The 19790-nt window shown below is 66.9% G+C and carries 23 protein-coding genes; 8 read left to right on the top strand and 15 right to left on the bottom strand.

Annotated elements, in window-relative coordinates; all coding sequences use genetic code 11:
- Positions 1 to 55: 55 nt before the first annotated feature.
- The gene (locus AC07O3_RS28035; protein WP_143047744.1) at positions 56 to 508 is read right to left on the bottom strand and encodes a lysozyme inhibitor LprI family protein; all 453 of its coding nucleotides are present in this window, start codon (positions 506 to 508) and stop codon (positions 56 to 58) included.
- The gene (locus tag AC07O3_RS28030) at positions 505 to 996 is read right to left on the bottom strand and encodes a glycoside hydrolase family protein (protein ID WP_093175371.1); all 492 of its coding nucleotides are present in this window, start codon (positions 994 to 996) and stop codon (positions 505 to 507) included. Before AC07O3_RS28030 ends, AC07O3_RS28035 begins: the two co-directional genes overlap by 4 nt.
- Before the next feature lie 48 nt (positions 997 to 1044).
- Between AC07O3_RS28030 and AC07O3_RS28025 the strand changes: the two genes are divergently transcribed.
- Positions 1045 to 1239 carry a hypothetical protein gene (locus tag AC07O3_RS28025; protein WP_495340844.1) on the top strand — a complete coding sequence of 65 codons (195 nt, stop codon included), beginning with the start codon at positions 1045 to 1047 and terminating at the stop codon, positions 1237 to 1239.
- 23 nt (positions 1240 to 1262) lie between these two features.
- Here the strand turns inward: AC07O3_RS28025 and AC07O3_RS28020 are convergent, their stop codons facing one another.
- From AC07O3_RS28020 to gtdA, 9 genes are all read right to left on the bottom strand, one after another.
- Positions 1263 to 1871 (bottom strand): glutathione S-transferase, encoded by a 609-nt coding sequence (locus AC07O3_RS28020; RefSeq protein ID WP_495340843.1) that lies wholly within the window; start codon positions 1869 to 1871, stop codon positions 1263 to 1265.
- A 39-nt stretch (positions 1872 to 1910) separates the two neighbouring features.
- Positions 1911 to 2801 (bottom strand): acyl-CoA thioesterase, encoded by an 891-nt coding sequence (locus AC07O3_RS28015; RefSeq protein WP_093175377.1) that lies wholly within the window; start codon positions 2799 to 2801, stop codon positions 1911 to 1913.
- A 90-nt stretch (positions 2802 to 2891) separates the two neighbouring features.
- Positions 2892 to 3581 carry a hypothetical protein gene (locus AC07O3_RS28010; RefSeq protein ID WP_495340842.1) on the bottom strand — a complete coding sequence of 230 codons (690 nt, stop codon included), beginning with the start codon at positions 3579 to 3581 and terminating at the stop codon, positions 2892 to 2894.
- A 54-nt stretch (positions 3582 to 3635) separates the two neighbouring features.
- Positions 3636 to 4991: an FAD-dependent oxidoreductase gene (locus tag AC07O3_RS28005; protein ID WP_495340841.1), complete on the bottom strand. Its 1356-nt coding sequence runs from the start codon at positions 4989 to 4991 to the stop codon at positions 3636 to 3638.
- The gene (locus AC07O3_RS28000; protein ID WP_093053766.1) at positions 4991 to 5971 is read right to left on the bottom strand and encodes a Bug family tripartite tricarboxylate transporter substrate binding protein; all 981 of its coding nucleotides are present in this window, start codon (positions 5969 to 5971) and stop codon (positions 4991 to 4993) included. Before AC07O3_RS28000 ends, AC07O3_RS28005 begins: the two co-directional genes overlap by 1 nt.
- Before the next feature lie 84 nt (positions 5972 to 6055).
- Positions 6056 to 7033: a Bug family tripartite tricarboxylate transporter substrate binding protein gene (locus tag AC07O3_RS27995; protein ID WP_495340840.1), complete on the bottom strand. Its 978-nt coding sequence runs from the start codon at positions 7031 to 7033 to the stop codon at positions 6056 to 6058.
- Between the two features lie 56 nt (positions 7034 to 7089).
- Positions 7090 to 8352, bottom strand: coding sequence for a 3-hydroxybenzoate 6-monooxygenase (locus tag AC07O3_RS27990; protein WP_093053760.1), 1263 nt, complete (start codon positions 8350 to 8352; stop codon positions 7090 to 7092).
- Positions 8353 to 8376: 24 nt separating this feature from the next.
- Positions 8377 to 9081, bottom strand: coding sequence for a fumarylacetoacetate hydrolase family protein (locus AC07O3_RS27985; protein WP_495340839.1), 705 nt, complete (start codon positions 9079 to 9081; stop codon positions 8377 to 8379).
- A 65-nt stretch (positions 9082 to 9146) separates the two neighbouring features.
- Positions 9147 to 10208, bottom strand: a complete 1062-nt coding sequence (gtdA, locus tag AC07O3_RS27980) for a gentisate 1,2-dioxygenase (protein ID WP_495340838.1) — start codon at positions 10206 to 10208, stop codon at positions 9147 to 9149.
- A 121-nt stretch (positions 10209 to 10329) separates the two neighbouring features.
- Between gtdA and AC07O3_RS27975 the strand changes: the two genes are divergently transcribed.
- The 6 genes from AC07O3_RS27975 to AC07O3_RS27950 all read left to right on the top strand — a co-directional run bounded on the left by AC07O3_RS27975 (position 10330) and on the right by AC07O3_RS27950 (position 14404).
- Positions 10330 to 11226, top strand: coding sequence for a LysR family transcriptional regulator (locus AC07O3_RS27975; RefSeq protein ID WP_495340837.1), 897 nt, complete (start codon positions 10330 to 10332; stop codon positions 11224 to 11226).
- A gap of 112 nt (positions 11227 to 11338) precedes the next feature.
- On the top strand, positions 11339 to 11788 hold the full coding sequence (locus AC07O3_RS27970; protein WP_093053749.1) for an acyl-CoA thioesterase: 450 nt from the start codon (positions 11339 to 11341) through the stop codon (positions 11786 to 11788).
- Positions 11789 to 11885: 97 nt separating this feature from the next.
- Positions 11886 to 12365 carry a phasin family protein gene (locus tag AC07O3_RS27965; RefSeq protein ID WP_495340836.1) on the top strand — a complete coding sequence of 160 codons (480 nt, stop codon included), beginning with the start codon at positions 11886 to 11888 and terminating at the stop codon, positions 12363 to 12365.
- A gap of 146 nt (positions 12366 to 12511) precedes the next feature.
- Positions 12512 to 13234, top strand: a complete 723-nt coding sequence (locus tag AC07O3_RS27960; RefSeq protein ID WP_495340835.1) for a TetR/AcrR family transcriptional regulator — start codon at positions 12512 to 12514, stop codon at positions 13232 to 13234.
- A gap of 5 nt (positions 13235 to 13239) precedes the next feature.
- On the top strand, positions 13240 to 14079 hold the full coding sequence (locus AC07O3_RS27955) for a hypothetical protein (protein WP_495340834.1): 840 nt from the start codon (positions 13240 to 13242) through the stop codon (positions 14077 to 14079).
- Positions 14080 to 14146: 67 nt separating this feature from the next.
- Entirely contained in the window at positions 14147 to 14404 is a 258-nt protein-coding gene (locus tag AC07O3_RS27950; RefSeq protein WP_007835415.1) for an acyl-CoA-binding protein, read from the top strand.
- 21 nt (positions 14405 to 14425) lie between these two features.
- On the opposite strand, the gene AC07O3_RS27945 is transcribed toward AC07O3_RS27950, so the two are convergent.
- The 4 genes from AC07O3_RS27945 to AC07O3_RS27930 all read right to left on the bottom strand — a co-directional run bounded on the left by AC07O3_RS27945 (position 14426) and on the right by AC07O3_RS27930 (position 18598).
- Positions 14426 to 15340 carry a DNA/RNA non-specific endonuclease gene (locus AC07O3_RS27945; protein WP_426391168.1) on the bottom strand — a complete coding sequence of 305 codons (915 nt, stop codon included), beginning with the start codon at positions 15338 to 15340 and terminating at the stop codon, positions 14426 to 14428.
- Positions 15341 to 15395: 55 nt separating this feature from the next.
- The gene (locus AC07O3_RS27940) at positions 15396 to 15635 is read right to left on the bottom strand and encodes a hypothetical protein (RefSeq protein ID WP_143042575.1); all 240 of its coding nucleotides are present in this window, start codon (positions 15633 to 15635) and stop codon (positions 15396 to 15398) included.
- A gap of 8 nt (positions 15636 to 15643) precedes the next feature.
- The gene (locus AC07O3_RS27935) at positions 15644 to 17062 is read right to left on the bottom strand and encodes a S8 family peptidase (RefSeq protein WP_495340833.1); all 1419 of its coding nucleotides are present in this window, start codon (positions 17060 to 17062) and stop codon (positions 15644 to 15646) included.
- A 297-nt stretch (positions 17063 to 17359) separates the two neighbouring features.
- Positions 17360 to 18598, bottom strand: coding sequence for a CaiB/BaiF CoA transferase family protein (locus AC07O3_RS27930; RefSeq protein WP_495340832.1), 1239 nt, complete (start codon positions 18596 to 18598; stop codon positions 17360 to 17362).
- A gap of 253 nt (positions 18599 to 18851) precedes the next feature.
- Here AC07O3_RS27930 and AC07O3_RS27925 point away from each other — a divergent pair, with 253 nt between their 5' ends.
- Positions 18852 to 19742 carry a helix-turn-helix domain-containing protein gene (locus AC07O3_RS27925; RefSeq protein ID WP_093076831.1) on the top strand — a complete coding sequence of 297 codons (891 nt, stop codon included), beginning with the start codon at positions 18852 to 18854 and terminating at the stop codon, positions 19740 to 19742.
- The last annotated feature ends 48 nt before the right edge of the window (positions 19743 to 19790 follow it).

Below are 19790 nucleotides of genomic sequence, written 5' to 3'. Positions count from 1 at the left end.
GAGCACCCGGTGCCATTCGCACGTGGACGCGGCGCTTGTGCTGAACTCCAAAGGCTTACTGCTTGCAGGTGCGTTGACGTTCAACCTGTTTCGTCATCCGAACGATTTCGTGCTGAGCGCACATGGACTCCGCCGTCCGCTCAAGCGAACCACCGCCATAGTCCTTCGCCGCGCTGCGTTTGCATCCCTGGTCTCGCGCGACTTCCCAACGGGCGATCCTGGCTTCGAGCCGCTCCTTGCAGGCCGGCAACTGCTGCACCTTGCTGGCTACGGCGTGCTTCAGTTTCAAGTCGGCCGCAACGACATCTCGATACGCACAAATATTCATTGCTGATTGACTTACCTCGCAGCGAGACAGAAGGCCACGCAACTCGTCCTCGGATATCCCGGAGCGTTGCGCCAAGGCGGTCAATACCTCCTGAAAACCAGGCTCGTATCTCGCAGGAGAGGCTGCGGATGCTCCCGAGACTGCGAAGACGGCCAGCAGGGTAACGAATACGCGTTTCATCGTGTGGGCTGAAATGGGGATGTTTCCTCGCGCCGGCGGTTTGCCAGGCCCTGTGAACGAACAGCGCGAAGACGGCGGCCGCGAGCATCGCGGGGACGGACAAAGACGTTGCTGTTCATGTGCGTCACAACGTCTGCATTGGAACCCCGATTCGCAGCATCGAGCACTGACCGGGCGCCAGCGACACCAAGATTGAAGGTGTAGCTCACCAGCGCATCGAACTGGGCTTGTGTGAGTGCCTGGCGATTCACGTGCCTCCGCACGCCGGCCTCCGCCGTGTGCAGTCGGGTCGCCAACTGGGCATCGACTTGCGCCGCCGTTACCGGACGAACCAGTTCCTCGGCAGTGCAAGGACCAAGGTGCGCGAGGGCACCCACTCCAAACGTACAGTTGTTTGCCATGTCGTTGTAGTACTGGAGACGCACATCCTCGCGGCGGCGAAGTTCTGCGCGCCCACTGGCACTCATCGCCATATTTTCGTTGGCCATTCAAGCTCCCTTGTTGTGATTCCAAGGCCCGCGTTTTATCAACGCCTCATGACATGGCTCACCATCCGCTGGCACATTCCTGACACCTTCGCGAAAAACTGCGCGTTCAAGGCGCAACTGTCGTGCTGGCCGATCAACCGCCGCGTCCAACGATCACGTCGATGGTGTGCTCTGCGCAGCGAAATAAAGGAGGAGGCCGAAGGCCGGAGGACATTCGCGAAGCGGAGCACGCCGTCGGCGTGATCGCGCCCTGAATCGAACGGAACTCAGGCAGTGGGCAACGTCGCCTGCATCGACGCACGCTGGTTGAACGCCTCGAACCACTTCGCGCTGTTCGGCGCTTGAGCGCGCCAATCCACTGCGGGAAACCGGAAGTCCATGTAGCCCAACGCGCAGCCGAAAGCGATGGTGCCGATATCGACACGGTCACCGAACGAAGGCGCTGCCGTCTCGAGCCATTCGAGACCGGTACGCACCTTGGCGAGCTGACCGTCGGTCCAGTCGGCCCAGCGCAGCTCCTCGGGACGCAACACGCTCTCGTAGCGAGCGAGCAATGCGGCGCCAGTCATGCCGTCGGCCAGCGCCAGTTCGGTCAGGCGTGCCCAGCGCGCGGCGCCGTCTGCCGGAAACAGCTTGCCCGACTGCGTCGCGTTCAGGTACTCGCAGATCACGCGGCTGTCGAGCAGCACCTGGCCGTCGTCGGTGATGAAGGTCGGCACCTGGCCGAGCGGGTTCTTCGGAATGATGGTGGCGTCGCGCTTCACCGGGCCGGCCGCGCTCGGCAGCTTCTCGATGCGGTCTGCAATGCCGAGCTCGTGCGCCACGACCATGCACTTGCGCACGAAGGGGGAAGCGGGAGAGAAGAAGATTTTCATGGTGATGAGAGCTTGTGCTTCGGGCTTGCGCTGTTGTGACTACGCCGGCTTCCTGATGCGCAGCATGCCCTCCTGCGCGGCCGAAGCCACGAGCCGGCCGTCGCGCGCATAGAGGCTGCCGCGGCACAGGCCGCGCGCGCCGCCCGCGCTGGGCGAATCGAGCACGTACAGCAGCCAGTCGTCCATGCGGAAATCGCGGTGGAACCACATCGCGTGGTCGAGGCTCGCGGGGCGCACCTGGCCGCTCATGAAGCTCAGGCCATGCGGCAGCATCGCGGCGCGAAGCAGGCCGTGGTCGGAGGCATAGGCCAGCAGCGCGCGGTGCACCATCGGATCGTCGGGCAGCGGCGCGATGGCGCGCATCCAGATGGCGCTTTGCGACGCCGCCGGGCGCGGCAGCGGCGCCATCAGGTCTTCAGGGTCGACGCGGCGGTATTCGATGCCGTGCGGCTGTATTGCCTTGGAGCGCCAGGGCTCTGGCAGGCGGTCGCCGAGGGCGATACGCTGGTCGAGTTCGCTGACGAGGCCTTCGGGGCCGGCCACTTCGGGCATGTCGAACTGGTGCTCGACGCCTTCGTCCACGGTCTGGAACGAGGCCGACATTTCAAAAATGATGCGCTCCTGCTGGCGCGCCACCACATGGCGGGTGGTGAAGCTGCGGCCGTCGCGCACGCGGTCGACGCTGTACTCGATGGGGGCATGTTCGCCCGGCAGCAGGAAGTAGGCGTGCATCGAATGCACCGGGCGCTCGGCGCCGACCGTGAGGCTGGCCGCCATCAGCGACTGGCCCAGCACCTGGCCGCCGAACACGGCGGGCGTGCCGATGTCCTCGCTCTGGGCCAGGAAGCGGTCGCCGCCCAGTGGCTCGAGCTGCATGAGCGCGACGAGTTCGTTGACGAGGTGGGCGGCGGTGGCGGAATCGGTGGTCATCGGGGGAAGGCTGTCAAAACAGGGCAGAAAGCAACCCTGGACCATAGCAAAGGCCGCGCCCGCGGGCTGTCGCGGGCCGGTCAGCGGCTGCTATCTGAAGAAGCAGATGTCCATGAAGCGGGCCCGGCAGCTGTAGTCAGTGCCGCCCTGCACCACCGACAACGGCGCCCCGCCCAGCACCAGCGAGCCGTCGGCGGCGCGGGCCAGCGGCGTCGGCGCGGTCTTGTCGGCGGGGCCGCTGGCCGTTTCCTGCTCCACGTACTTGAGGTACTGCGTCCGGGAGAAGTCGACCGCCTCGTCCTGCTTCAGCACGCCGGCCTCGTAGCGGCGGCCCTTCACGCTGCCGAAGTAGCGCAGCGCCGGCCCGGTGCGGTCGCCGTATTTCACTTCGGTCTTCGCGAAGCCGGTCTGGATCAGGAAGGCCTGGTCGTCGGGTGTCAGGTCGGTGTCGAAGGCCATCAGCACGTACTGGCCTTCGAGGCTCTGGTTGCGCGCCACCTTCAACTCGCCGACCAGGGCGGGCGATATCTTGGTGCGCCCTTCCCACCGCAGGATGGTGGCCACGCCCGGGTCGCCGTCGAACACGTAGTGGTACTTCTCGCCGGCAATGACGAGCTTGCGGCCGTCCTTGCTCGCGAGAAAGCTCACCATCGCGTCCTTGCCATGAACGGGCTCGCCCTCGGGCGTGCTGGCGCAGCCCCACTGCATCAGGCCGAGCGCGGCGCATGAAAGAGCCAGGAAGCCGCGGCGCGCGGTGATCGACAACGAAAGAAGGTTCACGTTTCGTCCGGGGGTCGAGTTCATCTTGCCCCGGACTCTAGCGCGCCGCCGCTCTCAGCGGTCGAGGTCGGCGCCGTCGGCGAGCAGCTTTTTCTGCAGGGCCGGCACATCGACCTTCGCGAAGGCCGTGCTGCCCAGCGACGCTGCCGCCGTGCCCGCGGCCTGCCCCATGACGAAGCAGCCGCCGCTCGCGCGCGCGGCCGACTGGCCTTCGTGCGTCATCGATGCGCAGCGGCCGGCCACCAGCAGGTTGTCGAGCGTCTGCGGCACCAGCATGCGCCAAGGCAGGTGGTTGTAGGCGTTGGCTTCGTCGCGCGGAAAGGCCCATTCGATGCGGCCGTCTGCGTGCATTTCCATCGGCCAGGCATTCAGGCCGATGTTGTCGTCGAACTTCGCCGAGCCCAGGATGTCTTCGCGCCCGAGCGCGTAGAGCCCCTGGATGCGCCGCGTCTCGCGGATGCCGACTTGCGGCGCGATCTCCACGATGGACGACTGCGCGAAGCCCGGCACCTCGGCCTTCAAAAACTTGAAGTACTCGCTGATCTGGCGGCGGCCTTCGAGCTCGCCCTCGGTGAGCTCGCGCGCATCGACGCCGTTCATCGCGCGGCCCTGGGCGTTGCGGATCTGCGTGACGTTGGCGCGCCATTCGCGCGGGTCCTTGTTGGGCCGCAGGATGGCGCCTTCGCGCGGAAACTTGTAGACGCCCGGCTTCTGCTGTTCGGTGCGCGCCATGTAGTCGTTGATGGCCTTGAACTCGCCCACCGCTTCCAGTGCGGCCGGCGCGTCGACCTGGCCGATGCGGAACATGGTGGTCGGGAACAGCCCGCTGCCGTGTCCGTCGCCCACCTCGAAGGGCACGCCGGCAAAGGCCGCCACGTCGGCGTCGCCGCTGGCGTCGATGAAGGCGTTGGCGCGGATGGCCTGGCGGCCCGACTTGGTCTCGACCACCAGCGCCGCGATGCGGCTGCCCTCGCGGATCACCGCGGCCGCGTACGCATGGAACAGCAGCTTCACGCCCGCGGCGTCGAGCAACTGGTCGGCGGCCAGCTTGTAGGCCGAGGTGTCGTACGAGCGCACGCAGATGCGCCCGCCCATGCCGTTCTGCGGCTGGTTCATGCCGTTGAGGCCGGCGATGCGGTCGATCAGCTCGTCGACCACGCCGTGCACCAGCTGCGTCATCTCGCCCTTGCGCTTGCCGTACAGGCCCGCGAAGTTGGTAACGCCGCCGGCCGTGCCCATGCCGCCGAGAAAGCCGTAGCGCTCCACCAGCAGCGTGTTGGCACCGTGGCGTGCAGCGCTCACGGCAGCGGCGATGCCGGCGGGGCCGCCGCCGACCACCACCACGTCGTATTCACCGAACACCGGCAGCTCGCGCGCCGGTTCATGCAATGTTGTGGAAGACGTAGTCATCACTGGAGCTTGATTCCGCGTGCGGAAATGATCTTGGTCATGATCGCCGCCTCTTCGTTGACGCGCGTGCGCATCCCGTCCGGCGAGGTGCCCACGGCCTGCCAGCCCTGCTCGAAGAGCTTGCGGCGCACGTCCGGGTTCTTCATGACCACTTCGAGTTCGCGGCTGATGCGCGCCTGCGCCGCCTTCGACAGGTTGGCCGGGCCGAGCAGCGCCACCCACACTTCGAGATTGAAGTCCTTCACGCCGGCTTCCGACAGCGGCGGGATCTCGGGCACCAGCGCGCTGCGGCCGCCCGTGAGGCCGATGGCCTTGAGCTTGCCGGCCCTGATCTGCGGCATGGCCACGCCCGGCGGGATCAGGCCCATCTGCACCTGGTCGCCCAGCATCGCGGTAATGACCTGCGGGTTGCCCTGGTAGGGCACGTGCTCGGGCTTGAAGCCGGGCACGCGGGTCTTGAGCAGTTCCATGCCCAGGTGCCCGACCGAGCCGATGCCCACCGAGCCGTAGTTCCACTTGTCGCCGGCCTTGCGGCCCTCGTCGAAGAAGGCGGTGCCGGAGGGCAGGTTGTTCTGCGCCACCAGCACCAGCGGCGCGGTCGCGATCAGCGACAGGTAGGTGAAGTCTTTCACCGGGTCGTACGGCAGCCTGGCGTACAGCATCTTCGACGACGTGAGGTTGCCGTTGATGACGATGCCCAGCGTGTGGTCGTCGGTGGCCTTGGCCACCTGGTCGGCCGCGATGTTGCCCGAGGCGCCGGCCTTGTTGTCGACCACGATCGGCTGGCCCAGCGCCTTCGACAGCGGCTCGGCGATGGTGCGCGCCGCGATGTCGGGCGTGGAGCCGCCCGGGAAGCCCACGAGCAGGCGGATCGGCTTGGTCGGCCAGGCGGCATTCTCTGCATTGGCGCTCAGCGGCAGCGCGGTGGCGGCGGCCGCCAGACCGCAGGCAATCAGGAGAGCTCTCTTGGTGGCTTGCATGAAAAGAAGTGTGAAAAAGTTGTCAAAAACTAAAGAGGGCCAGCTTAACTGTCGAGCAAGACACCGGGCAAGCCACGCCCCCCGCTATTCGAGGCTGATGTTGCCCCTGCGCACCAGCTCGCCGTACACCTTCGACTTGGCCTCGGCATTGCGCTCGATTTCCTCTGGCGACCAGGCCAGCGGCTCGAAGGCGAAGGTGTCGAAGCGGGCGCGGATCTCGGGGTCGGCGATGACCTTGGCCACGTCGGCATTGATCTTCGCCTTGATGGCTGCCGGCACACCCTTGGGCGCGAGCAGCGACACGAACGAATTCACCTCCAGCGAAGCCGGGCCGCCGGCCTCGGCCATGGTCGGCACGTCGGGCATCTGCGGGATGCGCTTGGGCGCCGCGATGGCCAGGTAGCGCAGCTTGCCGGCCTTGTAGATGCCCTGGCTCGACGGAATGCTCGCGAAGCTCCAAGGCACCTCGCCCGCACCCACGTTGGAGAACAGCTGCGACACCTCGCGGTACGGCGCGTGGCGCATGTGGATGCCAGTGAGCGCCTCGAGCTGCTGCGCGCCCAGGTGGCCCGGGCTGCCCACGCCCCACGAGCCGTAGACGATGCCGTCGGGGTTGGCCTTGGCGGCGGCGATCAGGTCGCTCATGCTCTTCCACTTCGAGTCGGTGCCCACGGCCACGAAGAAGGGCGTGCGAAAGAGCGACGCCACCGGGTCGAAGTGCTGCAGCGTCACGAAGTTGCGCGACTTGTACAGGTGCGGCAGCGCGGCGATGTGCTCGCTGTCGAGCTGCAGCAGCGTGTAGCCGTCGGGCGCGGCGCGGCGGGCCTGGTCGATGGCGATGAAGCCGCCGCCACCGGGCTTGTTGTCGATCAGCACGCGCTGGCCCCACAGGCGCGAGAGCTTGTCGGAGACCAGGCGCAGCACCGCATCGGGGCCGCTGCCAGCCGCGAAGGGGGTGACGAGGGTCACGGGCTTGTTGGGGAAGTCGCCGGCTTGCGCCATGGCGCCTGTCGCCGCCGTCAGGGCGAGGACGCCTGCCAGAAGTGCGCGCGAAAAGTTCATGTCTTGTCTCCTGGGCCTGGGGCCTCGATGGTTATGAATGTTGGAAGCAACGGGTGTCAGTGCAGCGAAAGCGCGGCGGCCATGGCGGCCGCTTCGGCAGATGGCCGCAGCGCCTCGGGCGCATCGTCCAGGCAATGCTCGGGCCGCCAGGCGTAGAGCCATTCGACCGCATCGTAGAAACGCTCGGGTGAGCGGCCGACCCACAGGCTGTTGCGCACGAGGCGCTCCACGCCCTTGGCGTGATACAGCCGCCCCATCTCGCGCACCGACAGCACCACGCGCGCCGTGCGGGCGATGCGTGCAGCTTCATAGAGCTTGAACGCGGCGGTCATGTCGAAGCCGCAGGCCTTCACCGCCTCGCCGAGCGTCACCGCGTCTTCGAGCGCCATGCACGCGCCCTGCGCGAGGTACTGCATCATGGGATGCGCCGCATCGCCCAGCAGCGTGGCCGGGCCCTCGCTCCAGCGTTCGACCGGATCGCGGTCGGCGGTGCTCCAGCGGCGCCACGAGGTCGGGCGGTCGAGCAGCTGGCGCGGGCGCGCATGCACACCCTCGAAGTACGAGAGCACTTCTTCCTTGCTGCCGTCGGTCACGCCCCACTCCTCCTGCTCGCGGCTGTGGAATGTGACGACCAGGTTGTATTGCTCGCCATGGCGCAGCGGGTAGTGCACCAGATGGCAGTTGGGGCCGGCCCAGACCACGGGCGCGTTCCAGCGCAAGTCGGCCGGCATGTCGGCCGCAGGCACCACGGCGCGGTAGACCACGTGGCCCGACACGCGCGGCGCATCGCCGATGAGTTTGCTGCGCACCACCGACTTCACGCCGTCGCAGCCGACGATGGCGTCGGCCTTGAACTGCCGGCCATCGCTCGTGACGGCAGTGACGCCCTGACCGCCCATATCGATAGCCTCGACCTGCGCCGAGGTGTGGAAGCGGATCAGCGGATGCTGCTTCACCGCCTCGTGGATCGCGCCATGCAGGTCGGCGCGATGGCTCACCGCATAGGGATTCCTGAAGCGCGCGCGGAAGGCTTCGCCGACCGGCACCGAAGCCACTTCGCCGCAATCGACCGCGTCCATCATCACCAGCCTGTCGGTGAACACCGAGCCCCGGCGCACCGCCTCGCCCACGCCCAGCGCGTCAAGCGCGGCGAAGGCATTGGGGCCGAGTTGCAGGCCGGCGCCGATCTCGCCGATGGTGGCGCTCTGTTCGAGCAGGTCGATGGAAACACCCAGGCGCGCGAGCGCCAGCGCCGCGGCCATGCCGCCGATGCCGCCGCCGACCAGCAGCACGGTGGGAGGGTTCTTCGATGGGGTCATGGCGGGCCTGTGCGATGAAGGAAATCAGTCGATGTGCACAGTCAGCGACGGCAGGCGGTCGATGCTCACCTTGATCGTCTGGCCGGGCTTCACCGCGCCCACGCCTTCGGGCGTGCCGGTGAATATCAGGTCGCCGGGCTGCAGCGTGAACAGCGTCGACAGATTGGCGATGACTTCGTTCACCGACCAGATCAGGTGCGTGATGTCGCTGCTCTGGCGCACCTGGCCGTCGACTTCGAGCACGATGGCGCCGGCGTTGATCTCGCCCACGTCGGCCAGCGTGCGCAGCGGCGCGATGGGCGCGGAGAAGTCGAAGGCCTTGCCGATTTCCCATGGGCGGCCCTGCTCGCGCATCTTCATCTGCAGGTCGCGGCGGGTCATGTCCAGGCCCACGGCGTAGCTGTGGATGTGGCTTGCGGCCTGGTCGACCGGAATGTTCTTGCCGCCCTTGCCGATGGCAACCACCAGCTCGGCTTCGTAGTGGTAGTTGCTCGTGAGCGGCGGGTAGGGAATGGACGCGCCTTTGCCGTCGAACACCGGCACCACGGAAGCGTCGTCGTTCGGCTTGCAGAAGAAGAAAGGCGGTTCGCGGTCGGGGTCGAAACCCATCTCGCGTGCATGGGCCGCGTAGTTGCGGCCGACGCAGTAGACGCGGCGCACGGGGAACTGCTGGTCGGAGCCCACGATGGGCAGGCCGACGATGGAAGGAGGCGTGAAGACGAAGGACATGAAGGCTCCTGCCGCGCGTGGCGGCACACGGTCGAACAAAAAAAGAAAAGAAGGGTCGCCCGGGTTCAGGCGTCTTCGAGAAAGGCTTCGCGCAGGATGCCCATGGCCTGCTGCACCGGGCGATCGGAAAAGCTGAAGAGCACGCTGTCTTCGCCTGGCGACGACAGCCGAAGCGGCGCCCACGAAGGCACCACGAAGGTGTCGCGCGGACCGAACTCGAAGCGCTGGCCGGCGATCTCGGCCGTGCCGTGGCCTTCGACCACGCTGTACACCGCGCCATCGGTCGCGCGGTGCGTCTTGCCCGCGAAGCCCTTTGGCAGCAGTTGCAGGTTGGTCGAGATGGTCGGCATCGGCGAGCCGCCCGTCAGCGGGTTGATGTAGCGCAGCTTGTGGCCCAGCCAGGCGTCGGGCGCTTCCTGCGTCTGCAGTTGCGCCAGCGCCTCGCGGCTGCGTGCGTAGGGGTAGTTGAAGATCGGCGAGGTGGCCGATGCGTGGTCGTGCCGCACCGGCACCATGTTGTGGCCGAAGCGCGCGAGGCTGTTGCCTTCGGGGCGCGACACGTGCTGCACCTTGGCGTCGTCGTTCTCGGCAAAGCCGGCGTCGAAGAAGCGCAGCATCGGAATGTCGAGCCCGTCGAGCCACACCACGGGCTCCACTGTGCCGCCGATGCCTTCGTTGCCATGGTCGTGCCAGGCCCATGAGGGCGTGATGATGAAGTCGCCGGGGTACATGGTGGTGCGTTCGCCGCCCACCGTGGTGTAGGCGCCCTTGCCGTCGACGATGAAGCGCAGCGCCGACTGCACGTGGCGATGCGAAGGCGCCACCTCGCCCGGCATGATGAGCTGCAGGCCCGCGTAGAGCGACTGCGTGATCGACGAGTTGCCGGGCAGCGCCGGGTTCTCGAGCACCAGCACGCGGCGCACGGCCTCTTCGGCGGTGATGAGCTCGGCCGACTCCATCAGCAGCGGACGGATCTCGTCGTAGCGCCACAGCGCGGGCACGCAGGGCGTCTGCGGTTCGCGCGGCACCAGCGCGTGCAACGATTCCCACAGCGGCGTGAGGTTCAGCGGGCGGATGCTGGCGTAGTAGTCGCGGCGTTCTGCCGCATTGGAAGGCGCGGGTTTCATGGCGTGGGTGTCTCCGTGGCGGCATTGTTGAGCCGCACCACTATTTCCTCAAGACCGATAGCCAATACACGGAATTCGAAATTTCGATAATGGTGCCTTTCACCGTACGCAGGAGCCCCCGATGTCCAAGCTCGATCTCGAATGGCTCGCCGTGTTCGACGAGGTCTACAAGACCGGCAACGTCTCGAAGGCGGCCGAGCGGCTGGGCATGGCGCAGGCCGCGGCCAGCACCGCGCTGAACAAGCTGCGCGCGCACTTCGACGACCGCCTGTTCACCCGCACCGCCCAGGGCATGCAGCCCACACCGCATGCCGAGCGCATCTATCCGAACCTGCGCGAGGCGCTGGCCCAGTTGGCTCAGGCCCAGGGCAACCGCAGCAGCTTCGAGCCCGCGCAGGCGCAGCGGCGCTTTCGCATCTGCATGACCGACATCAGCGAGGTGGTGCTGCTGCCCGGCCTGCTCGACCACCTGCGGCGCGCGGCGCCGGGGGTGCATATCGAGACCGAGATCATCTCGACCATCAGCGGGCGCCGCCTGCAGGACGGCGAGGTCGACCTTGCCGTGGGCTTCATGCCGCAGCTGGACGCGGGCTTCTACCAGCAGACGCTGTTCATGCAGAACTTCGTCTGCCTGGCGGCGCAGAACCATCCGCGCATCGGCGCGAAGCTCACGCGCAAGCGCTTCGAGGCGGAGGCGCATGCGGTGGTGTCGACCTCGGGCACCGGGCACGCCATCGTCGACACGACCATCGCGCGGCTGGGCCTGAAGCGCGACGTGGTGGTGCGGCTGTCGAGCTTCCTGAGCGTGGCGCGCATCGTGGCGCACACCGAGCTGATCGTGGTGGTGCCGCGCATCCTCGGCAAGGTGCTGGCCACGCAGGAGCCGGTGAAGCTGCTGGAGCCGCCCTTCATGCTGCCGGCCTATGCGGTGAAGCAGCACTGGCACGAGCGCTTCCATGCCGACCCGGGCAATGCCTGGCTGCGGCGCACCCTGGCCCAGCTGTTCAGCGGCAGCTAGCGGCCGACTGACTGAGCGTGCATGCCCGGACGACGGGCGGCATCCGCAAGCGTGCGCCCGCTCGCATAATCGCGGCTCCCCACCCCATAGCCATATCCGAAAAGGCGGCCCCATGTCTTCGATCACCCTGCGTTTTCTCGCCGAGCCCAGCACCGTCAACTTCGGTGGCAAGGTCCACGGCGGCACGGTCATGAAGTGGATCGACGAGGCCGGCTACGCCTGCGCGACCAGCTGGGCCAAGCGGTATTGCGTCACCGCCTTCATCGGCAGCATCCGCTTTCACCGGCCGATCATGATCGGCGACCTCGTCGAGGTGGAGGCCCGCTTGGCCTACACCGGCAACACCAGCATGAACATCTCGGTCGAGGTGCGCAGCGGCGACATGAAGGGCGGCTCGATGGAAAAGACCACCGAATGCCTGATCGTGTTCGTCTCGGTCGACTCGCACGGGCGGCCGCTGCCGGTCGAGGCCTATGTGCCCGGCACGCCCGGTGAAATGGCCCTGGCCGAGCGCGCGAAGGCGCATCTCGACGCGAGCCGCGCGGCGGGCGCAACGCCCTGAGCCTTCCCGGGGAGGCTTGGCCTCATAGACGCGAAGCTCTAATGGGAAGCACGTCGAACGGCTAGAGTCGGCCGATTGTTTGCAAAGGAACATTCGCATGGCTACCCAGGACGACGACAGCAACGGCAAGGCCGCAGACCGCATCAAGGATTCCGCCCAGCAGATCTGGCTCGCCGGGCTCGGCGCCTTCGCCAAGATGCAGCAGGAAGGCAGCAAGGCCTTCGAGGCGCTGGTCAAGGACGGCGCCGGCATGCAGAAGAAGACCCAGCAGGCCGCCGAGGAAACCCTGTCCCAGGCCCAGCAACGCATGGCCGGCTTCGCCAGCGAGTTCGGCACCAAGGCCGCGGGCCAGTGGGGCAAGCTGGAGAACATTTTTGAAGAACGCGTGGCGCGCGCCCTCGAAAAGCTCGGCATCCCCAGCGCCGCCGACATGGCTGCGCTGCAGGCGCGCGTCGAGGCGCTCGAAGCACAGCTGAAGAAACCGCAGGGCGCCACTGCCGCTCCCCGCAAGACCGCGGCCCGCAAGACGGCCGCGCCGGCCGCCAAGAAAACCTTGCGCCGCAGCAAAGCCGGCTGAGCCAGCCCGCGCCGTCTGCCGACCGGTCGGTATTGCGGCACTGCACAAAAAATCAGCGCGGCAAAACATGTCCCGCACCGTTCATGGTGCGGTGCACATGCGCTAGAGTGCCCCCAAGAGACCACGAGACAACCGGGGGCACCGACATGGCAAAGAAGGCGCCACGCCGCACGGCGCAACGCATCCTCGAAGCCGCATTGGATCTGTTCAACCGCTTCGGGGAGCCGAACGTCTCGACCACCCTGGTGGCGGGCGAACTCAACATCAGTCCGGGCAACCTGTACTACCACTACCCGGCCAAGGAAGAGCTGATCAACAAGCTCTACGAAGCCTACGAGATCGAGCTCAACGAACTGCTGCACGCGAGCGAAGGCGTGCACGACGTGGAGGACGCGTGGTTCTTCATGCACAGCCTGTTCGAGCTGATCTGGCGCTACCGCTTTCTCTACCGCGACCTCAACGACCTGCTCAGCAAGAACCGGCGGCTGGAAACCCAGTTCCAGCTGGTGCTGAAAAACAAGGCACGCGCCATCCGCCAGCTGATCGCCGGCCTGAGCCGCGCCGGCCACCTCGAGATCGACGCGCACGAGGTCGACACGCTCGCGCAGAGCATGGTCGTGGTGCTGACCTACTGGCTCAGCTATGAATACGTGCGCAACCCGCGCGAGGCGCTGGAGCCCGCGCATGCGCAGGGCGCGCTGATGCGCGGCGGCCACCACACCCTGCACCTGCTCGCGCCCTACCTCGGGCGGGAACAACGGCGGCATCTGCTGACACTCAGCAATGCCTACAACGGCGAAGATTCCAGCAACAGCGGTGCCGGCAGCAGCGCCGGCGCCGCGGCTTCCCCGGTCGATATGGCGGTCTAGCAACCATGCCCCACCCCGATTTCAAACCGCTCTCGCTGATGCCTGCCAGCCCGCTTGCCACCGCCGACGCGGCCCCCTGGACGCCCCTGCCCTGGGCCGACGTGCCCCGCTTCGATGCCCGCAGCGTGCTGCTCCACTGGCCGCGCCTGCATGCCGGCCACGAGCTGCCGCTGCCGGCCGAAAGCTCTGCGCTCGCCGAAGGCTGGGCGCTGTACCACAGCGGCGAATTCGAACGCGCCGCCGCCATCGGCCTGCTGCAGGGCGCCGAAGGGTTGGCGCTGGCCAACCAGGCGACCGCGATCTACGCCAACTACGTCGAACCGCGCGAGGCCGTGCGGCTCGCGATGTTCCGCCAGGTGATCGAGCGCGCGAGCGCGCAGGCCGCTGCCGAGCCCGAGAACTGCCAGGCGCTCTACTGGCAGTCCTACGCACTGGGCCGCTACAGCCAGGGCATCAGCGTGGCGCGTGCGCTGGCGCAGGGACTGGGCAGCAAGCTCAAGGGAGCGCTGGAGCGCGTGATCGAGCTGCAGCCGCGGCACGCGGACGCGCACCTCGCGCTGGCTTCGTTCCACGCCGAGGTGATCGACAAGGTCGGTGCGCTGGTCGGGCGCATGACCTACGGCGTGCGTGCCGAGACCTCGCTCGAACTGTTCGAACGCGGCCTCGAACTGCACCCCCATTCGGCCGCCGGAATGATGGAATACGCCCGCGCGCAGCTGATGCTGCACGGCGAATCGCGCACGGGCGAGGCAACGCGGCTATATGAAAGAGCTGCAGGGCTGAAGCCGGCCGATGCGCGGGAGCGGCTCGATGTGGAGCTGGCGCGGGCGGGGCTGAAGGACTGAATCTGGTACCACCGGGTACCGCGCAATTTAAGATGCACGGTTTCCGCTTTTCTTCAATTCGACCGCCATGTCTGATCTCAACGCCCAATTCGAAGCCGCCCAGGCCAACTCCAAGCTGCTCGCCGAGCGCCCCGACAACCCGACGCTGCTGAAGATCTACGGCCTCTTCAAGCAAGCCACCGAAGGCGACAACACCGCCAAGAAGCCCAGTTTCAGCGACATCGTCGCGCGCGCCAAGTGGGACGCGTGGACCGCCCAGAAGGGTGCGAGCGCCGACGAGGCCAAGCAGAAGTACATCGACCTGATCGAATCCCTGCGCGGCTGATCGACCGCGCCTTCGCGCCAGTCAGGCCGGAAGCTTCGTATCAGCGTAGCGCCGGATGGGCTGGACGAACGCGATGTCGACGCCATCGAGCACGTCACGCCCTTCGAGGCTTTCGAACTTGAGCCCGGTCTCTGCTTCGATGAACGCGAGCGGACGCTGCGAGGTTTCGAAGTCCTCGAGGTCGCGCGCCACTCCTGAATCGAGATAGGTGCCCTGGCTCATCAGGTAAGCGATGGCGCTCAGCTCGCCCGTCGCCTCGCTGATGAAGGCCACCACCTTCCAGAAGTCCCGCGGAATCTGGATGCCGAATCTCTCCGGGTCGTCCGACCGGAGGATCGGGCCCGTGAAGACGCTGATGCGCTTGTCGTCGCCCTGGGCGTTGCCGAGGATGTAGTCCTCTAGATCGCCCCACAGCCCATCGTTGAAAGGCTGCCATTGCGGGCAGGCGTTGGTGGCAAAGAAGGTGTCGATGTTGGCCCGCTGCGCCGTTGCCAGCGAGCCCCAGTTCGGGTCCTGCCTGCGCGTCATGTGGCCGCGGGAAAATTTCTTGTCCTGCTCGGGGCCGTAGGCCTCCCGCAGCATCTGGTATTCCTTCTTGATGCGGCCGTCGTAGTTCCAGGTGTCGTGACGCGGAACGTTCTTCGACTTCGACCCGTCGATGTTGCACGCCGAGTAAAGCGGCACGCGCCGGGAAATGCATTGCACCGTGCTGAAGTGCTGGTACTTGAGTTCGAAGGAGCCGTCTTCGAGCTTTGCGATGTCGTCCATGGAGATGGCGTCGCCCATCGACGGCAGTTCCACTCGGTTGGCGTCCCCGAAGAACTCTGGTGCGTAGCCTTCACGGCCCCTGAAGAACTCAGGTGGCTTCGGCGTTGCGGCGACGCGCTGGATTCCGGCCCATGAATTGCTCACGACCTGGATGTCTGTATCGGACATGAAGCTCCCTATCCAAAAAACTCCATGACCACCAGCGGCCGTGGGCGCCTTGCGGCTATTTCGCGAGCTTGGCGCGTGCGTTTTTCAGATTGAAGACAGGCTTGCGGATTTCCGCGAAGCTAGGCTGGGACACGGCCCATTCCGGGTTCTGCTCGAGCGCCGCCAGCTGCTCCTCGTCGAGCTGGGCTTCCACCAGGGTGCTCGTCTTTGGCGTGAGCACCGCGCCCGGCACGCTGCGGCGCAGCCGTGCTTGCGCCGACAATTTCTTGCCGGGGCTGCCTGTGTAGGTCAACACGACGCTTGTCACTTCAGAACTCCAAAACCTTCATATTCGGCCGGCCAACCCACCTTTTGCGCTGTCTGAGACAGCATCTTGACGATGGCGTCGGCCTTTTCAGGACCGTCAGGCATGTTAAGCAGCTTCGAATTCCCTGACAACAGACGGGCCGCCATGCCCGAGGAGTACGGCGTGGCCATCGAGGTGCCGGACATCATTGCGTACTTTTCGCCCGGAAACGTCGACAGCACCGCCACGCCGGGGCCGATGAAATCGGTCGAAAGCCCGTAGTTCGAGAACTCGGCGACAAACTCTTTCTTGCGGCGGATCTCGCTCTCCTGAAAGCTCTCGGGGCAATCGGCCGGAAATGTCCCGTCGCGCCCCAGCGCACCGACGGCCAGGGTGTGGCTGTACCGGGCCGGGTAGCGCAGCAGGGGCTGGCCGTCGTTGCCGGTGGCCGCGAACACCACGACGCCGGCATCGCGCGCCTTCTGGAGGATGTCCGGCATCTCCGGCATCGGCTCCAGGCTGCCCATGCTGATGTTCACGATGTTGCAGCCGTCACTGATGGCGCGTTCGAGCGCGCTGGCAATGTCGGTCGATTTCGCGCGTCCACGCTCGCCGGTCTTCGGGCAGACCCGGTAGGCCAGCAGGCGGCAGGCCGGCGCTAGGCCATAGATGCCGGTGGCGGCCGCTTTCTTGCCCGCGATGATGCCGGCGACGTGGGTCCCGTGCCCGATGCCGTTGTCGAGAAAATCCGCGGCATTCTCGCCAGTGACGAAACAGCCGCCGCCCGCCACGGCGATGTCCGCATGCGGCCCGACGCCGCTGTCGATCACGCCGACCGTCACGCCCGCTCCGGCCTGGGGGTCGTATGGCGCGTAGTTCGCCAGCAGCTGGAAGCTGTCGGGCACCAGCGGCGTGGCCTGCACGTTCAATCGCTTCGGTGCCGCGACCCGGTCGAATCCCTTGATGAAGACCGACCAGTGCGTGTGTTCCGGCTCGACCAGGATCATTTCCACCCGCGGGTAGAGCACCGGAATTCCCAGGCTCGCGATTCCCTTGCTGTCGGTCACCGCGGGCACGTGCGCGCCGTCCCAATCGACGAGCGCCTTGACCCGGACGCCCGGCACGGGCTTGCCCTGCGGGTCCGCAAGATGCAGCTCGAAGCTCTTGACCTTGGCCCCCGGCGCGACCTGGATCGCGCTGGAATCCAATTCATCGCTCAGCGGCCGGATGTACTGGAGGTAGGCCCATGCGGCAGGTGCAACCCGCAGCCCTGGCGTGTTGCGGCGCATCGCCAGCAGGGCGGACGAGTTGGCCTGCATCACGGACACGTCGTCGAGCTGCTTGATGAGCTTCATCCGGGGAATGCCGCGACCCTCCACTCTTTGACCGAGCGCCTCTGCCGCGTTGCCGAGATTGATTGCGCTCAGTGCCGCCATCTCTGCACCGCCAGCCACGGCGCTCCTGGAGGGCCACACGATGACGTCGTCGGAGAACTTGGGCTCCACGGCCACGCGGCGCAGACGCAGTTGCTGCAGCAGGTGTTCCACCTTCTCGCAGTCCGATTTCGACAAGTCCCATTTCGCAGTCCCGTAGACGCGTTCGGTTTCACGCGCAGGGGTGCTGCTGTTCCGCTTCGGGGCTTCCTGTCGCCTGTTCGCTGCTGCCATGGACTCTCCTTGTTGCCCGGTTTATCGCACGGAGGCCATTTCAGGCCCATGAATGGCCCGTATCGGCTAGCCCACTATTCCGCGCTCGTGCAGCGCGGCGATCTGCTCGGCGCTCAGGCCGATTTCCCTCAGCACCGCATCGGTGTCCGCGCCCAGCGCCGGCGCGTTGTGCCGGTGGCTGGCCGGCGTGAGCGAGAGCTTGGGCACGAAGCCGGGCACTGCGAGCGCGCTGCCGTCGGCCATCTGCACCTGCTGCAGCATGCCGCGCGCGGCGTAGTGCGGGTCGGCCGCGATGTCGGCGATCGTGTAGATGCGCCCGCCCGGCACATGCGCCGCGTCGAGCGCGGCCAGCACCTCGTCGACGGTGTGCTGCGCGGTCCAGTCGCCGATGGCGGCGTCGAGCATCTCGACCTGCGCCACGCGGCCGGTGTTGCCGGCCAATGAAGGATCGGCCGCGAGGTCGGGCCGGCCGATGCACGCCATGAGCCGGCGAAAGATGCTGTCGCCGTTGCCCGCGACGATCGCGTAGCCGCCGTCCGCGCAACGGTACGCATTGGTCGGCGCAATGCCTGGCAGCGCGCTGCCGGCCGCCTCGCGCACCGCGCCGAATTCGCCGTACTCGGGCAGCAGGCTTTCCATGCAGTTGAAGACGGCCTCGTAGAGCGCCACGTCGACCACCTGTCCCTTGCCCTTCGGATATTCCGCACTCACCGTCGCGTGGCGGTGCTGCATTGCCATCAGCACGCCGATCACGCCGTGCAGCGAGGCCAGCGTGTCGCCGATCGACACGCCCACGCGCACCGGCACGCGCCCCGGCTCGCCAGTGAGGTGGCGCAGCCCGCCCATGGCCTCTGCCACCACGCCGAAGCCGGGGCGGTCGCGGTACGGGCCGGTCTGGCCGTAGCCGCTGATGCGAAGCATCACGAGCGCAGGGTTGGCGGCCAGCAGCTCGTCGGGGCCGAGGCCCCAGCCTTCCATCGCGCCGGGGCGGAAGTTCTCGATCAGCACGTCGGCCTCGGCCGCGAGCTTGCGCACGACGGCCTGCGCCTCCGGTTCGCGCAGATCCAGCGCCAGCGAGCGCTTGTTGCGCGACTGCACCTGCCACCAGACGGAGGTGCCGTCCTTCAGCAGCCGCCAGGTGCGCAGCGGATCGCCCGCGCCGGGCGGCTCGATCTTGATGACCTCGGCGCCGAAGTCACCCAGCGTGCGCGCGGCGAAAGGCCCGGCGATGAGCTGCCCGAGCTCGATGACCTTGAGGCCGGCCAGCGGGCCCGCTGCCGGAGGGGAGGAGCTTGTTGTCGTCATGACGCCAGAGTGTGCCCGGGCCTGCCGGGGCGGGAAAACACCTATGAATTCTTGACTCCGCGAATCCGGCGCTTTCCGCAGCGCAGCAAATACCGCCCTCGCCCCCTCCTCTCCCCGAGGAGAAAGGAGTTTGCTGCGGCGCAATGCATGGCGCGGCATCGGCCATCCGGGCCTCCCCGGAAGTCAAAAAAGTATCGATTCCCGGCGCCATCTCTGGTTGTTGGCATCGGGAGCGGTTCGTACAGTCCGCCCCATGCAACCCGACCTGGAAATCGTTGAAGTCCGCGGTGACGAATCGTTCACCTGCTGGGCGCACGGCTACCCGTACCGCACGGTGCGCTGGCACTTCCATCCCGAGTACGAGATCCAGCTGATCGTCGAGACCCAGGGCGTGTATTTCGTGGGCGACCACGTCGGCCATTTCGAGCCGGGCAACCTCGTGCTGATGGGCCCCGACCTGCCGCACAACTGGATCAGCGACGTGCCCGCAGGCCAGAGCGTCGAGCGGCGCGGCATCGTGATCCAGTTCCCGGCCGGGCTGATGCAGAACATGGCCGGCACCTTTCCCGAGTTCGAGCGCATCGCGCCGCTGCTGGCCGAATCGGGCTCGGGCCTGCTGTTCTCGGTGGAGACCGCCGCCGCGGCCAAGCCGATCATGGAATCGCTGCTGCAGGCGCGCGGCCTGCGCCGCGTGATCCTGCTGCTGTCGCTGCTCGAACTGCTGGCCGACGGCAACGACCGCCAGCGCCTGGCCAGCCCCGCGTTCAAGCCCGACCCCAAGGCTTTCATGTCGCACGCAATCAACAACGTGCTGGCGCACATCGCGGCCAACCTCGGCGACGACCTGCGCGAGCCGATGCTGGCCGAGCTGGTAGGCCAGAGCCCGAGCGCATTTTCGCGATCCTTCCGCAAGCACACGGGCCAATCGTTCGTGCGCTACGTGAACCGGCTGCGCATCAGCCGCGCCTGCGAGCTTCTCACCAACAGCGAGAAGCCGGTGCTCGACGTCTGCATGGACGTGGGCTTCAACAACGTGTCGAACTTCAACCGGCAGTTCCTGCTGCACAAGCGCATGCCGCCGACCAAGTTCCGCAATTTCCATCGCATGCAGGCCGCGGCCTCGCGTGCCGCCAACCCGCCGTAGCCGGGCTTGCGTGTTCCCCGTGTCGTCACCGGCGCGGCCCTTCGGGCA

This window comes from Variovorax sp. GW821-FHT09D05 (assembly GCF_059416325.1).
This window is presented reverse-complemented; position numbering and strand designations above follow the sequence as displayed.

Coding starts and splice junctions, on each gene's coding strand:
- AC07O3_RS28035 (WP_143047744.1), bottom strand. CDS start 508: ATGAAACGCGTATTCGTTACCCTGCTGGCCGTCTTCGCAGTCTCGGGA.
- AC07O3_RS28030 (WP_093175371.1), bottom strand. CDS start 996: ATGGCCAACGAAAATATGGCGATGAGTGCCAGTGGGCGCGCAGAACTT.
- AC07O3_RS28025 (WP_495340844.1), top strand. CDS start 1,045: ATGACATGGCTCACCATCCGCTGGCACATTCCTGACACCTTCGCGAAA.
- AC07O3_RS28020 (WP_495340843.1), bottom strand. CDS start 1,871: ATGAAAATCTTCTTCTCTCCCGCTTCCCCCTTCGTGCGCAAGTGCATG.
- AC07O3_RS28015 (WP_093175377.1), bottom strand. CDS start 2,801: ATGACCACCGATTCCGCCACCGCCGCCCACCTCGTCAACGAACTCGTC.
- AC07O3_RS28005 (WP_495340841.1), bottom strand. CDS start 4,991: ATGACTACGTCTTCCACAACATTGCATGAACCGGCGCGCGAGCTGCCG.
- AC07O3_RS28000 (WP_093053766.1), bottom strand. CDS start 5,971: ATGCAAGCCACCAAGAGAGCTCTCCTGATTGCCTGCGGTCTGGCGGCC.
- AC07O3_RS27995 (WP_495340840.1), bottom strand. CDS start 7,033: ATGAACTTTTCGCGCGCACTTCTGGCAGGCGTCCTCGCCCTGACGGCG.
- AC07O3_RS27990 (WP_093053760.1), bottom strand. CDS start 8,352: ATGACCCCATCGAAGAACCCTCCCACCGTGCTGCTGGTCGGCGGCGGC.
- AC07O3_RS27985 (WP_495340839.1), bottom strand. CDS start 9,081: ATGTCCTTCGTCTTCACGCCTCCTTCCATCGTCGGCCTGCCCATCGTG.
- gtdA (WP_495340838.1), bottom strand. CDS start 10,208: ATGAAACCCGCGCCTTCCAATGCGGCAGAACGCCGCGACTACTACGCC.
- AC07O3_RS27975 (WP_495340837.1), top strand. CDS start 10,330: ATGTCCAAGCTCGATCTCGAATGGCTCGCCGTGTTCGACGAGGTCTAC.
- AC07O3_RS27970 (WP_093053749.1), top strand. CDS start 11,339: ATGTCTTCGATCACCCTGCGTTTTCTCGCCGAGCCCAGCACCGTCAAC.
- AC07O3_RS27965 (WP_495340836.1), top strand. CDS start 11,886: ATGGCTACCCAGGACGACGACAGCAACGGCAAGGCCGCAGACCGCATC.
- AC07O3_RS27960 (WP_495340835.1), top strand. CDS start 12,512: ATGGCAAAGAAGGCGCCACGCCGCACGGCGCAACGCATCCTCGAAGCC.
- AC07O3_RS27955 (WP_495340834.1), top strand. CDS start 13,240: ATGCCCCACCCCGATTTCAAACCGCTCTCGCTGATGCCTGCCAGCCCG.
- AC07O3_RS27950 (WP_007835415.1), top strand. CDS start 14,147: ATGTCTGATCTCAACGCCCAATTCGAAGCCGCCCAGGCCAACTCCAAG.
- AC07O3_RS27945 (WP_426391168.1), bottom strand. CDS start 15,340: ATGTCCGATACAGACATCCAGGTCGTGAGCAATTCATGGGCCGGAATC.
- AC07O3_RS27935 (WP_495340833.1), bottom strand. CDS start 17,062: ATGGCGGCACTGAGCGCAATCAATCTCGGCAACGCGGCAGAGGCGCTC.
- AC07O3_RS27930 (WP_495340832.1), bottom strand. CDS start 18,598: ATGACGACAACAAGCTCCTCCCCTCCGGCAGCGGGCCCGCTGGCCGGC.
- AC07O3_RS27925 (WP_093076831.1), top strand. CDS start 18,852: ATGCAACCCGACCTGGAAATCGTTGAAGTCCGCGGTGACGAATCGTTC.